Source organism: Luteolibacter sp. LG18 (genome assembly GCF_036322585.1).
GTDB lineage: Bacteria > Verrucomicrobiota > Verrucomicrobiia > Verrucomicrobiales > Akkermansiaceae > Luteolibacter.
Genome location: NZ_AP024600.1, coordinates 1,275,820 through 1,288,831, shown reverse-complemented (window position 1 = coordinate 1,288,831; position 13,012 = coordinate 1,275,820). Strand labels below are relative to the sequence as shown.

The window sequence follows — 13,012 nt, the reverse complement described above, 5'->3', positions numbered from 1 at the left end:
TGTCAGTCGAATACTGAAGCATTCACGCTATGATTTCCCCCGTCCGCCTGCCTGCCGCTGCCCCTCGCCGATCCACCGTACAAGCCGGAGGGGTTCGTTCCGCCCTTGTAGCATGTGGGTTGGCCTTGTTCATGGTGGGCATCAGTCGTGCCGGAGAGGGTCTCGCCCCGAAGCCCAGCGAACCGTGGGCCAAGCCCTACCCCTCCAGCTTGAAAGCGTGGCAGGACAGCCGGTTTGGCATGTTCATCCATTGGGGGCCCTGCGTGGTCGGAGACACCCGAATCAGTTGGTCGCGCGGCGAGGCGATGCCGATTGAACAGTACGACAACCTCTACAAAAAACTGGAAGCGCCGAAGTTCGACCCCAACGCCTGGGTGGCCACTGCGAAGGCGGCAGGGATGAAATACATCGTCTTCACGGCCAAACATCACGATGGCTTCTCGATGTGGGATACCAAGCAGAGTGACTACAACGTGATGCATTCGCCACTGGCGCGCGACGTGGTGAAGGAACTCTCCGAGGCCTGCCGCCGCGAAGGCATGCCGCTGGGAATCTACTATTCGGTCTGCGACTGGCACCAACCCGACTTCCCGCGTACAAGCCCCGCCGGCACGGTGAAGCGCGAGAAGTCCGACCTGCCAGCCTACCGCCGTTACATGGGGGCGCAGCTGACCGAACTAATCAAGAACTACGGTCCGCTACAGACGATCTGGTTCGACGTGCCACAGGAATTCAACCAGCAGATGGGCTGGGAAAACGTGAAACTCGTCCGCGAGCTACAACCCAATATCCTCGTCAACAACCGGGCAGGAGGTGGAGCGGGCGACTTCAACACCCCGGAGCAGAAGGTCGGAGGATTCGACATGGAAAACCCGTGGGAAACCTGCATGACGGTTTCGAGAGGATGGTCGTGGCGCTCCAGGGACGAGACGAAGCCGCTGAAATTGTGTCTCCGTTCGCTCATCCAGGCAGCAGGAGGAAACGGCAATTTCCTTTTTAATGTAAGCCCGAGACCAGACGGCGCTCTCGAATCGGAGCAAGTGGAGAGGCTCAAACAGATGGGCGCGTGGATGCAGGCGAATGGCGAAAGCATCTACGGCACACGCGGTGGTCCCTACATGGCGGCAAGGCACATCGTCTCCACGCGCAAGGCGAATACGATCTACCTCCACGTGCTGGATTGGCCGGAGGACACGCTGATTCTGCCAGCTCTCCCGGCCAAGGTGCTTTCGAGTCGAGTGCTCACCGGAGGCCATGTCTCCCTCGATCAAACGGCGGAGGGATTGAAAATCCGGATCGACAAGGGAGACCGCAAGGAGATCGATACGATCATCGCCGTGGAGATCGACAAGCCAGCCATGGAAATGGCGGCAATTCCGGTCAAGAGCTTCAACGTGCCGATCACGGAGGGTAAAACCGGGAAGGCCTCAAGCGTTCGCAACGTATTGGGCAATGTGACGCGCTACTCGGCGGCCGCCGTGCTGGATGGCAGGGAGACCACCCGCTGGAGGCCCGAGGAGGGAGTCAACACGGGATGGATCGAAGTCGATCTGGGAAGTGAGCAAGCCTTCGAGAAGGCTGCCATCGTCGTATCCACGCGAACCGGCAAACGCTTCACTCTCGAATACAAGAAGGGCGATGCGTGGCAGACCTTCCACGAAGGAAATTCGATCGACCCCGGATTCAGTGTCCAGTTTGCCCCGATCACAGCCCGTTACGTGCGCCTCAACATCCTGGAATCAGACAATGAGCCGTCGATCAGCGAGTTTCAGTTGTTTAGGGCGTCGGAACGGAAGTGAGTCCGCGCGGAGAGAGGCCGGTAAGCCTGCCTGACTTAGAGGGTGTACCGAAATTCATCAGCGCGGGGAATTTCGGCTGTACTGGGTGCCGAAGGCGTGATGGAACATCGGGATGGCCACTCCGGAGCCCTCGCAAAGCTACCCTTCCGATTTGACCGACACCGAGTGGAAGGTGGTTGAAGCCATCGTCGGCGATTCATCCAAAGTCGGCCGCCCACCCCGTTTTGAGCGTCGTGCAGTCATCAATGCCATCTTCTACATGGTCCGCACTGGTGGCTCCTGGCGGTTCCTCCCCCACGATCTGCCGCCGTGGCGGATCGTTTACTATTACTACTCCCGGTGGCGCAACGAAGGGCTCTGGCAGAAGCTCCATGACGGATTGCGGGACGCTGCAAGGGAAGCCCGCGCCAAAAAAAACGCCCGACCGCCGCGATATTGGATTCCCAAAGTGTGCGCACAACTCGCCGGGGAGGAGTGCGCGGCTATGATGCTGGAAAGAAGGTGCTGGGTCGGAAACGCCACCTTCTGGTGGATACAGACGGATTGATCCTCAAGGTGAGGGTCCACGGTGCTGATCTTCAAGATCGCGATGGAGCGCGGCTGGTGCTCGATCAAATCGACGAATCCCTGGATGATCTGCGGCTCATTTGGGCCGATGGTGGCTATGCCGGCCCCAAGCTCCAAGGTTGGATGCAGGAGAGGTTCGGCAGCCGCCCTCTTCAACTCGACATCGTCAAACCGTCGGAAGCGCAGCAGGGCTTTGCCGTGTTGCCGCGCCGCTGGGTGGTGGAGCGGACTTTCGGTTGGCTCCACCAATTCCGTCGCTTGAGCAAGGACTACGAATATCGAACCGACTCCAGCGAAGCCTTCATCCTGATCGCCGCCTCAAGGATACTCATCACCCGATTGGCTCGGAATTAGGAGTTTTCGTACACCCTCTTACACCTGATTCCTGCAAACCGCCGTCTGCCTACTGGTCTAGATCTATCGTCTGCTCCGGGTCGCCTTGTCGCTGTACCAATTCCTGGAAGTCGCGACGAAACCCTGACGATGTCATGCTTGGAATCTCCCAAAGCTGAACCCGTCCCCATGAGGATGATGGGGAAGTTCCGGAGCTTGCCGGTTTGGATCAGGGTCATGGTCTCGAACATCTCGTCGAGTGTGCCCGCGCCGCCGGGCAGCACGATGAAGGCGTAGGAGTACTTCACCAGCACGGTCTTGCGGGTGAAGAAATAGCGCATGGTGAAAGCCTTCTGGACGTAAGGATTGAGGTGCTGCTCGAAGGGCAGCTCGATGTTCACGCCGATCGAGCGTCCGCCGGCCTCGAAAGCGCCGCGGTTGCCGGCTTCCATGATGCCGGGGCCGCCGCCGGTCATGACGGTGAAGCCGAGCTTGGCACACTCCTCGCCCATGCGGCGGGCCAGCTCGTAGTAGGTGGTGCCGGCCTTGGTGCGGGCGGAGCCGAAGATGGTCACGCAGGGCCCCACGAAATGCAGGATCCGGAAGGCGCGCAGGAAATCCAGACCCACCCGGAACAGGGTCCCGAAGTCGTGCATGCGCGAGCGGGGACCGGAGAGGAACGAATGGTCCGGCGAGACCAGCTCGAAGATCTCCTGCTCGATGATGTCTTTTTCGCTGATGCCGTGGGCTTCGGTCGGCTGCGGGCTGTCTGGACAATCGGGAGCAGTCACCCCAATTCACTAACACAGGTTCGCGCCGGATTCCAGAAGATGCGGCATGGCCGGGGAGGGGATTTTTACGGCGGCCGCGGGGTGGGCCCGTTAGAGTCCGCGCATGGACCTGACGCTCGCCACGCCCACGCTGCTGTTTCCCGCCAGCTCGTTGTTGTTCCTGGCGTATACCAACCGTTTCCTGCATCTTTCCGCCCTGATCCGGAAACTGCACGTGGACTTCCTGCAGGGGCATCACCCGGCGGTGCAGGCGCAGATCCGGAACCTGAAGATCCGGCTGTGGTTGATCCGCTGGATGCAGGCGATCGGGGTGCTGAGCCTGTTGTTCTGCCTGGCTTCGATGGGCGCGTTCTTCTTCGAGGGCGTGGATCAGGCGAAGACCTTGTTCGGGATCGCGGTGGCGCTGATGGGCGGCTCGCTGGTACTGTCCCTGGCGGAGGTGCTGCTCTCCGGCGGGGCGCTGGCGATCTTCCTGCGGGACATGGGCGAGGAGGCGGTGCGGACGCGGGGCAAGGACGATGAGACTTGAATCCAACGGCTTTGTCTGGCAAAGCGGAGCATGACGACACGCGAGGAGGCGGCGGAGCAGCTGCGGGTGATCCGCTCGATGATGGAACGGGCCACGGTGTTCCGGGCCCTCTCCGGGGAAACGGCGCTGGTGGGCGGGGCGGCGGCGCTCGGGGCAGCGTGGGTGTCCGAGAACAAGGCCGGCTGGGCGTGGGCGGCGGTGTGGCTGGGCGGGCTGGCGGCGGTGCTGCTGTTCAACGCGTGGCAGATCTTCCGGGTGGCGGCGGCGAAGAACGGCCGGATGTGGACGTCCGGTCTGAAGCTGGCGATCCGCGGCGCGCTGCCCTCGATCATGGCGGGCGGGTTCCTCGGCTTGCTTTCGGTGCGCGGTGGCATCGCCAGCGGCACCTCACAGGCCGCTTGTTTCTGGATTCTCCATTATGGAATCGCCCTGCTGGCGATCCGCGAGTTCGCGCCGAAGTCGATGGTCTGGCTGGGCTGGGCCTTCGTGATCTTCGGCTTCTTCGCGCTGGCCGCGTTGACGGGGCTCCTCGGCCCCCAGATCGCGCCGGTGATGGCGTATTTGAAAAACGGCTCCCGTCTGATGGCGATTGCCTTCGGGGGCTTCCATTTGGTTTATGGCGCGGCCATCGTCACCACCGGACGCCGCGAGGAAGCCGCCGCATGATCGACTTTTCCCAGATCGATAAAACCATTCACGAGAAGGGGCGGCTTTCCATCATGACGCTGCTGGCTTCCCGTGCGGAGCCGTGGCCGTTCCAGGACCTGAAGGCGGAGCTGGACATGAGCGATGGCAACCTGATCACCCACCTCCGGACCTTGGAGAAGGCCGGTTTCATCGCGGGGGAGAAGCTCACCGGTGATGGGCGGCCGCAGACCCTCTACACGCTGAACAAGGAGGGGCGGAAGGCCTTCGAGCAGTATCTCTCAATTCTCGCGCAGATCCTGGATCTCGGGAAGTGAGAGGGAGTTCCCCGGAGGAACGTGCGAATCCTCTTGTCAGCATTTAGCTTTGTGTTGCAAAGTGCAGCGTTGTCCGGCCGAGCGCCGGATTTTTTGACGATCAATACTTTGCAATACAAAGCGATGAGTGCGGTCATGTCGAAGCAAAACACGGGCATCGGGGCGGGCGTGGAGATCCGGCTGGCAGCGGTGCTGGGGATGGATGTGGAGACCCGGACGGCGCTGGAAAGCGTGGAGCGGCTGGCGGCGCAGGGGCCGGTGGCGGTTCCCGGGGTGTTCATGCCGGATGCCGGAGTCAGGGAGCGGCTGCGGGGGCTGGGGGTGATCGAGGAGGCGGAGGAGGAGGATTTCCACCGGGTGAAGACGGTGGTGCTGCCCTACGGCGGCACCCCGGCGCGGGACAAGCAGGGATGGAAAGAGCGCGGCTGGCGGATCGTCGATACCCGCTCGGCTCATGTCCGGCGGGCACAGGTCACGCTGGGACTGCTGAAGCTGGAGGGGGCGCAGACGCTGGTGATCGGCCGTCATGACGATCCGGAAACCCGCGCGCTGGCGGCGGATTACCCCGGCACGGTGGTGTTGGAGGACACCACCGACATCGCGCGGCTGCGTTACGCGCCGGCTTTCGGGGCCGTGAGCCAGACCACGCTTTCGCCACGGCGGGTGGCGTGGCTGGGGCAGCAACTGCGGATGCGCTACCGGGACGCACGGATCACGGTGCTCGAGACACTGGCTCCGGGGATGGCGTCGCGGGAGAAGGCCTTGGAACCCCTGTGCGGGTGGTGCGACGGGGTGCTGGTGGCGGGTGACCCGGGTGAGGCCTCGGTGGAGGCATTGCTGGAGACCGCCCGGCGCTGTGGAAAGGCCGCGGCCACGGTGGACGATGCGGAAGCGCTCCAGGGCTGCCGCCGGGTCGCGGTCAGTGCCGGGGCGTTCGTTTCCCGGGAACGGGTGGAGGCGCTGGTCCGGGGGATGACTCGTTCACCCTGAACGAGTGCTTGGCGAGGGGCGGGAGGTGTGCAAGAAGACCCTTATGCGTGGATTCTCCATTGTTGCCGTGATGCTCGCCATCGCCCCCCTGCTGCATGCCGATCCCCTGAGCCAGGCGGACCGGGATGCCCTTTTGGAAAAACTCCAGAAGATCCAGGACACGGCGGACGCGAAGACCGACGCCCGCTATGCGATGGCCGTGGCGGCGTTCAAGGCGGCGGTGGGGAGCGATCAGGCGGCGCTCGAGCTCTACCTGAAGTGCGTGGAGAAGCAGCAGGTGGAGGAGCAGGGCAAGAAGCCGCAGGAATTCCGCGAGTGGAAGCGCAAGCAGGAGGCGCAGCTCTCCGACGCGGGCTTCCATCAGGCGCTGCGGCTCCAGCTCCACTGGCTGCTGCTGACCCTTCAGGCGGCCTCGACCAAAAAGGAGATCACGACCTTTGGCCCGGAGGTGACCCGGGTGATGGACGAGATTTACGGCAACGCGGCGAAGCTGGCCGACCAGCGCAACGTGCTGCGGCAATCCGTGCTCGGTTCGATCTTCGCCCAGACCTATGGGGTGGACTCGGTGACGGTGAAGGACTGGCCGACCGCGCCGCTGGACACGAACGGGATTTTCGAGCGCGTGGTGATGCCGCCGCTGCGGCATGCGGACAAGATCGACGGCCTCCGGGCGGCGTGGGCGAAGCGCATCCAGCAGGAAGGCATCGCCGCGGCCCAGTGGGCGAAGGATCCAGGCGCGGCTGAGAAGTTCCAGCAGGAGACCTACCCCGAGCTGGTCTGGCAGATGGAGATGGACGCCTACCGCTCGGGCGACCAGCGGAACGCGGCGTTGCACATGTTCCAGCATCTGGAAAAGTTTGCCGCCCATGCCAAGGCTCCGGACTGGGCGAAGCAGTTCAGGGATCTGCTGACGCCCAAGGAAGACGCGACCAAGCCGGATGCCACCAAGGCGACGGCCGGGAAGGCCGCGGACAATGCCTTCGGCAAGCCGGTGGACCCGTGATCCGCCTCCGCCGCCGGTGCGCCGCACGTCATGAGCGCGGACCGCACCGGACGGGGAGTTTGCGAGACACCCGCAGGATGACCGGAATCGAGGAATGCCGTGAGTCGAATGTTTTTGTCAAAACATCGATTCAGGCGATGATGGCGGCATGCCGGAAACCCCGCCAAACCTGCACCACCTGGAGCTGTTCTACCACGTCGCGAGCAGCGGCGGCATCACGGCGGCGACACGCGCGATGCCCTACGGCATCCAGCAGCCGGCGGTGAGTGGGCAGGTGGCACAGTTGGAAAAGGATCTCGGCGTGCGCTTGTTCCAGCGCCGCCCCTTCAAGCTGACTCCTGCGGGAAAGGAGCTGTTCGATTTCCTCTCGCCGTTTTTCACATCGCTGCCGGAAATCACGGCGCGGATCTCGGGGAAGGCTTCGCGGCGGCTGCGCCTGGCGGCTCCGGTGACCCTGATCCGGGATCACCTGCCCGCGGTGCTCTCGGCGGTCCGGAAGGTGCAGCCGGACCTCGAACTCTTCCTCTCCGATGCGGACCAGGGCAGCGCCTTCGAGATGCTGGAGCGCGAGGAGGTGGATCTGGCGGTGACGGAACTGGTCGAGAGGCCGCCGTCCGGCGTGAAGCATGAGACGCTGATCTCGATGCCGCTGTTGCTGCTGCTGCCACCGGGTTTCAGCGTGCCGAAGTCCGGGGTCGCGGGCATCGCGGGCGCCCTGCCGTTGGTGCGGCCGCCGGAGTTCGCGGCGATCTCACGCTTGTTTGCCAAGGGGCTGGACAAGGCGGGCATCCGTTGGCCGGCGAGCATCGAGGTGAACTCGCTGGAACTGGTGCATACCTATGTGGCGAAGGGCTTCGGCGCCGGCCTCAGCGTGGCCGCGCCCGGCATCCGCATCGCGCGCGGCGTGACCAGCCTGGAGCTGGGGGCGTTCCCGAAGCTGGCCATCGCCGGACTGTGGCGCGGCAAGCTGAACCCGCTGGCGGAGCTGGTGCTCAGCGGCCTGCGGGAGCGGGCGAAGGGATAGGCGGCGGAGTGGTGACGATCACCCGGATCGCGCCCCACGATTTCTCCAAGGCTTCCGCTTGATCCGGCTCGGCCAGGCAGGCGGCGTTGTCGAGCGAATCGCTGGTGGTGGTGTCCTTCGCCACGATGGTGACGGCGAGGTGGCGGGTCATGCCGAGGCCGGTCGCGGGATCAATGATGTGCGAGTAACGCACGCCACTGATTTCCACGAACTGCTGGAGATCCCCGGAGGTGGAAACGCCGCAGTTCGCGAGCGGGATTTCGTCGGACAGCTTGTCCTTCTCCAGGGAGCGGATGCCGACTTTCCAGCCGGTTTCGCCGGGCGGAGGATCGCCGAGACGCAGATCGCCACCGGCGGCGACGCAGGTGCGGGGAAAGCCGCGGTCGCGGAGAAGGGTGAACATGGCATCGGCCGCGTAGCCCTTCGCGATGCCGCCGAGATCGAGGCGCATGCCGGGTTTCTCCAAAGTCACGCCGCGGGTGGCTGGATCGAGTTTCAAGGCATGCCAATCGCAGGCGGCGCGGGCTTTGGCCAGCGTGTCCGCATCGGGGAGCTGGCCGCGGCGGCGGGTTTCGCGCCACAGTTTCGTGAGCGGGCCGATGGTGGGATCGAAGCGGCCCTCGGTGAGGTCCGCGGCGTGGCGGGCTTTGACGAGGAGGTCGAAAAGGAGAGGGGAGGCGACGGTGGCTTGGCCGGGGGGCGCTTTCGAAAGGGAGAGCACCTCGCTGTCCGCGATGTAGTCGGAGGCCACCGCGTTGATCTCCTCCGCTTTCGCGAAGGCGTCGGCGGCGGCTTCCTTCGCCTTCACCTCATCGGGGCCGTGGGTGGTGATGGCGAAGCGCGTGCCCATCAGGCCGCGCTCGAAGGTGAAGCGGTGGTCTTCCGCGCGGCAGAGTAGAGGAAGGCAGAGTAAGAGGAGGAGCCAAGGGGGCTTCATGGATGAAGGGCGGACTGAAGTCCGCGGTCCCAGTGAGAGAATCACTCGCTATCGCCGTCCATGTTCCAGTAGCGGTGCATTTCCTCCGCGCTCGGGGTCTTGAGCGGGCGGATGACGCGGAAGCCGAGCCAGGGGGCGTTGGTGAAATACCACAGCGATTTCGGCACCTGCGGGTCGATCATCTTCAGCGCCGGATCGGTGTGGCCGCGGGCGGCGGAGCGGAGCTTGTCCGGGTCGTCGTTCCAACTGCCGCCGCGGTAGACGGTGGGGTAGCGCTTGGTCACCGGCATCCAGGGATTGGTCGCGCCGTCCTTGGCCTTCGCGTAGGCATCGGGAATGTACTGGTCAAGGCAGAGTTCGGCGACGTTGCCGTGCATGTCGAAGAGTCCCCACGGGTTCGCCTTCTTCGTGCCGACCTTCTGGTACTGGTATTCGGAATTGCCGACCGACCACGCGTAGTCGTCGAGCTGGGCCGGATCATCGCCGAAGAAGTAGGCGGTCTTGGTGCCGGCGCGGCAGGCGTATTCCCACTCCGCCTCGGTGGGCAGGCGGTAGAAGTGGCCGGTCTGGGCGCTGAGCCATTCGCAGAACTTGCTCGCGGCGTGGGCCGTCACCCCGATGGCGGGATACTGCTTCGAATAGCCCTCGCCCATGCCGAAGTGCATCGGCAGGTGCGGCGGGGTCGGCTGCGTGACCACGTCGACGAGCGTCTCGCCGTCCTTCTGTTCCGGCGGTTCGGAGGTGGTGAGATTGTTGTCGCGATTGAGGGTGCCGTCCTTGTTGCGCGCCTTCTGGTTGTCCATGAAGGGCTGGTAGAGGTCCCAGGTCACCTCGATCTTGCCCATCCAGAACGGCTCGATCTTGAGTTTCTTTTGCGGGCCTTCGTCGTTGCCGCGCTTGGTCTCGCTGTCCGGTGATCCGATGGTGAATTCGCCGCCGGGGATGGGGACGAGATCGAAGGTGGCGTCCGCGGCCTTCGGCACTTTTTCGCTGAAGGGCTTCATGGCGTCCGCGGCGGGTGCAGTTTCCTTCGCGACCAGCTCGTGGATCTTCTTCGTGGTGGGAAGGAGTTCGGGATGCGGCAGCGCGGAATCGTCGGCGCGCGCGGTGACGACGAGGAGCGGCAGGATGGAAAGCAATCGGGCGTGCATGGCGGGCAAAAGGAAGCCCCCGGAAGCGATTTCCGGGGGCTTGGATTCGATCACGGAAGGGAAGGTCAGGCGAGCTTGTACTTACCCGGCACCGGCGCGGGGGCGATCGCGAACGCGTCCTGGAACTTGAGGGTGTCCGGGGCCATGTCCTGGTTCACCTTCCACAGGTCGTCCCAGGTCACGCGCAGGCCGGTGTGGGCGGCCTCGCGGCCGAGGATGGCGAGCATGGTGCTGTTCGCCATGTATTCGCCCTTGTTGATGATCTCGCCTTTGCGCAGCGAGGCGAAGAACTCGTTGTGGCAGACCTGGTACATGTTCTGTTCCATGCCCGGCTGCGGGCGGTACATCCACTGGCGCTTGCGGCCATCGAGGCCGAGCACCATCGGATTGTCCGGACAGACCACGGTGCCCTTCTCGCAATACACGCGGTCCACCACCTCGGCGTAGAGGCCGGGGAACTGGCGCTCGCCCATGTGGCAGATGACTCCGCCGGGGTATTCGAAGGTGATGTTGTAGTGGTCGTAGATGTTGCTGTCATCGGTGCGCATCGCGCGGCCGCCGTTGGCGATGGCGGCGATCGGGGCGACGTCGTTCATTGCCCACGCGATCTTGTCGACGGTGTGGATCGCCTGCTCGAGCAACGGGCCGCCGCTGAGCCATTCGAAGTTGTTCCACCAGGCGACCTGCCATTCCACCTCGCCCATGTTGCTTGGCTTCTTCATGCCGGGCTGGAGCGGCTTCGGCGGGGTGCCGAAGTAGGTGCCGTAGACGGAGTAGACCCGGCCGAGCTCACCCGAGGTGATCTTGCCGTAGGCCTCGCGCACGCCGGGGGCGAAGCGCCAGCAGAAGCCGTGCTGGATCGAGACGTTCTTCTGCTTCGCGAGCTTCGCGGATTCGAGCACCGACTTCACGCCGGCCACGTCGACCGCCATCGGTTTCTCGGCGAAGACGTGCTTGCCGGCCTCGATCGCGGCGCGCAGGTGCTGCGGGCGGAATCCCGGAGGCGAGGCGAGGAGGACGACGTCCACGCCGCTTTCGATCACCTTCTGGAAGGCATCGAGCCCGGCGAACTGGCGGGCTTCGGGGACGTCCAGCTTGTCGCCGAATTTCGCGAGGTTGTGCAGGCTGTTCTTGATCGCGGGAGCGAAGGCGTCGCCCATGGCCCACAGTTTCACGTTCGGATCGGCGGAGAGCGCCTGGCTGGCGGCGCCGGTGCCGCGGCCACCGCAGCCGATGAGGCCGATCTTCAATTGTTTCGAGGCGGCGGCTTCTTCACCCTTCAGGATGGCGGGGAAGCCGGCGGCGGCGACGGTGGCCCCGGTGACTCCCAAAAACGTACGACGATCGAGTGCGGATGGCTTCATGACAGGAACGGTGACAAATGATTGACGCGGCTCGTTACGGTAGGGCTGAACCCCGATATTTCAAGGAATCGTCCCACCCGGAGGTTGCATGGAAACCCTCGGGAAGCGCGCGTTTTTCCGATACCGTGGATTCCCGGAAGCTGACGGAAATACCTGGAATTTTCTTCCGGATCGACATCCGGTTCCGATCCCTTGCAGTGTGGCGAAATATTAGGAACCGGATTTCGTATCGACCCGACCATGAGCCACGCCCCGTCCTCCACCGGCACCACGTTCAAGTTGTCCGTGATGATGTTTCTGCAGTTTTTCATCTGGGGCAGCTTCTTCGTCCCGCTCGGGGGCTACCTCGGGCAGATCTTCGCCGGGCAGAACGTGGTGGGCCACATCTACTCCACGAACAACTGGGCGGCCCTGATCGCGCCGCTGTTCGTGGGCCTGGTGGCGGACCGCTTTTTCAACGCGGAGCGGGTCAATGGCGTGCTGCACCTCGCGGGGGCCGCGCTGCTGTGGAAATGCGCCTCGGTCACCAGCTCGCCGGACGCTCTCTTCGCGTGGTTGCTCGGCTATTTCCTGTGCTACATGCCCACGCTCGCGCTGGTGAACACGATCGCCTTCCACAATATCGCGGATGCCGACGAGGAGTTCCCGAGGATCCGGCTGTGGGGGACCATCGGCTGGATCGTCGCCGGACTGGTGGTGGCGCAGTCGGTCTTCGGGCTGGTGAAGCTGCCGGTGCTGCCCGGCATCACCGACGCGGGTTCGACCGCGTTCCCGATGAAACTGGGAGCGGTGGTGAGCGCGATCTACGGCCTCTATAGTTTCATGCTTCCCGCCACGCCGCCGAGCGGCCGCGGCACGCCCATCAGCATCGTGAAGATCCTGGGGCTCGATTCCTTCCGGATGTTCAAGGACCCGGCCTTCCTGGTGTTCGCGGTGTGCTCGTTCCTGATCTGCATCCCGCTCGCGTTCTACTACGCGATGACCTACCCCTTCGTGGCGAAGGCGTCCTTCGGCGAGAAGTCCGCGGGGGTCATGGCGCTGGGACAGGTCAGCGAACTGGTGTTCATGGCGCTGGTGCCGTTCTTCTTCCGGAAGCTGGGCGTGAAGTGGATGCTGCTCACCGCGATGCTGGCGTGGACGCTGCGCTACGCGGTCTTCGGTCTCGCTCCCTCGGTGCCCGCGATGCTGGTCCTGGGCATCGCCCTGCACGGCATCTGCTACGATTTCTTTTTCGTGACCGGCCAGCTCTACACCGACCGCAAGGCACCCCGCGAGATCCGCGCCAGCGCGCAGGGACTCATCGGTCTGCTCACCTACGGCGCGGGGATGCTGGTGGGGAACAAGGTGCTGGACTGGTGGAGCGGCCACACCGGCCTCGATGCGGCGACGAAGGAAGGTTGGCTGGCGGGCGCGAAGGCCTTCTGGCTGATGCCCGCGGGCATCGCGGTGGGCGTGGCCGTTGTGTTCGCCCTCGCGTTCTGGGACCGCGCCGCTCCGGGCAAGCCGCCGGTGAACGTGCCGTCCGAGCTCCCTTGAGGTGGCACTTGGACAAAATTGATCAC

13 protein-coding genes are annotated in these 13,012 nt (G+C 64.1%); 9 read left to right on the top strand and 4 right to left on the bottom strand.

What is annotated here, in order from left to right; translation table 11 throughout:
* The first annotated feature begins 131 nt into the window (after positions 1–131).
* The gene (locus llg_RS05465) at positions 132–1,799 is read left to right on the top strand and encodes an alpha-L-fucosidase (RefSeq protein WP_338288590.1); all 1,668 of its coding nucleotides are present in this window, start codon (positions 132–134) and stop codon (positions 1,797–1,799) included.
* Between the two features lie 112 nt (positions 1,800–1,911).
* Positions 1,912–2,720 (top strand): IS5 family transposase gene (locus llg_RS05460; RefSeq protein WP_338288589.1). Its coding sequence is split into 2 segments (ribosomal slippage): positions 1,912–2,215 and positions 2,215–2,720, totalling 810 coding nucleotides; the frame shifts between segments, so codons are not numbered across the junction.
* Here the strand turns inward: llg_RS05460 and llg_RS05455 are convergent.
* Positions 2,717–3,490 carry a TIGR00730 family Rossman fold protein gene (locus llg_RS05455; RefSeq protein WP_338288587.1) on the bottom strand — a complete coding sequence of 258 codons (774 nt, stop codon included), beginning with the start codon at positions 3,488–3,490 and terminating at the stop codon, positions 2,717–2,719. The two genes, llg_RS05460 and llg_RS05455, sit on opposite strands and share 4 nt — an antisense overlap.
* Positions 3,491–3,593: 103 nt before the next feature.
* Between llg_RS05455 and llg_RS05450 the strand changes: the two genes are divergently transcribed.
* The 6 genes from llg_RS05450 (at position 3,594) to llg_RS05425 (ending at position 7,998) form a co-directional block, all read left to right on the top strand.
* Complete coding sequence (locus llg_RS05450; RefSeq protein WP_338288585.1) at positions 3,594–4,019, top strand: DUF2721 domain-containing protein; 426 nt, start codon at positions 3,594–3,596, stop codon at positions 4,017–4,019.
* A 30-nt stretch (positions 4,020–4,049) separates the two neighbouring features.
* Positions 4,050–4,685 (top strand): hypothetical protein, encoded by a 636-nt coding sequence (locus llg_RS05445; protein WP_338288583.1) that lies wholly within the window; start codon positions 4,050–4,052, stop codon positions 4,683–4,685.
* Positions 4,682–4,981, top strand: coding sequence for a transcriptional regulator (locus llg_RS05440; protein WP_338288581.1), 300 nt, complete (start codon positions 4,682–4,684; stop codon positions 4,979–4,981). Before llg_RS05445 ends, llg_RS05440 begins: the two co-directional genes overlap by 4 nt.
* A gap of 135 nt (positions 4,982–5,116) precedes the next feature.
* Entirely contained in the window at positions 5,117–5,971 is an 855-nt protein-coding gene (locus llg_RS05435) for a hypothetical protein (protein WP_338288579.1), read from the top strand.
* A gap of 70 nt (positions 5,972–6,041) precedes the next feature.
* Positions 6,042–6,974, top strand: a complete 933-nt coding sequence (locus tag llg_RS05430) for a hypothetical protein (protein WP_338288577.1) — start codon at positions 6,042–6,044, stop codon at positions 6,972–6,974.
* Between the two features lie 148 nt (positions 6,975–7,122).
* On the top strand, positions 7,123–7,998 hold the full coding sequence (locus llg_RS05425) for a LysR family transcriptional regulator (protein ID WP_338288574.1): 876 nt from the start codon (positions 7,123–7,125) through the stop codon (positions 7,996–7,998).
* Here llg_RS05425 and llg_RS05420 read toward each other — a convergent pair.
* The 3 genes from llg_RS05420 to llg_RS05410 all read right to left on the bottom strand — a co-directional run bounded on the left by llg_RS05420 (position 7,967) and on the right by llg_RS05410 (position 11,450).
* A complete protein-coding gene (locus llg_RS05420; protein ID WP_338288572.1) occupies positions 7,967–8,935 on the bottom strand; it encodes an FAD:protein FMN transferase in 969 nt (322 codons plus the stop codon). The genes llg_RS05425 and llg_RS05420 overlap by 32 nt on opposite strands.
* A 41-nt stretch (positions 8,936–8,976) precedes the next feature.
* Positions 8,977–10,086 (bottom strand): formylglycine-generating enzyme family protein, encoded by a 1,110-nt coding sequence (locus llg_RS05415; RefSeq protein ID WP_338288571.1) that lies wholly within the window; start codon positions 10,084–10,086, stop codon positions 8,977–8,979.
* A gap of 65 nt (positions 10,087–10,151) precedes the next feature.
* A complete protein-coding gene (locus llg_RS05410; protein ID WP_338288570.1) occupies positions 10,152–11,450 on the bottom strand; it encodes a Gfo/Idh/MocA family oxidoreductase in 1,299 nt (432 codons plus the stop codon).
* Positions 11,451–11,690: 240 nt separating this feature from the next.
* Between llg_RS05410 and llg_RS05405 the strand changes: the two genes are divergently transcribed.
* A complete protein-coding gene (locus tag llg_RS05405) occupies positions 11,691–12,986 on the top strand; it encodes an MFS transporter (protein ID WP_338288569.1) in 1,296 nt (431 codons plus the stop codon).
* Positions 12,987–13,012: the final 26 nt, after the last annotated feature.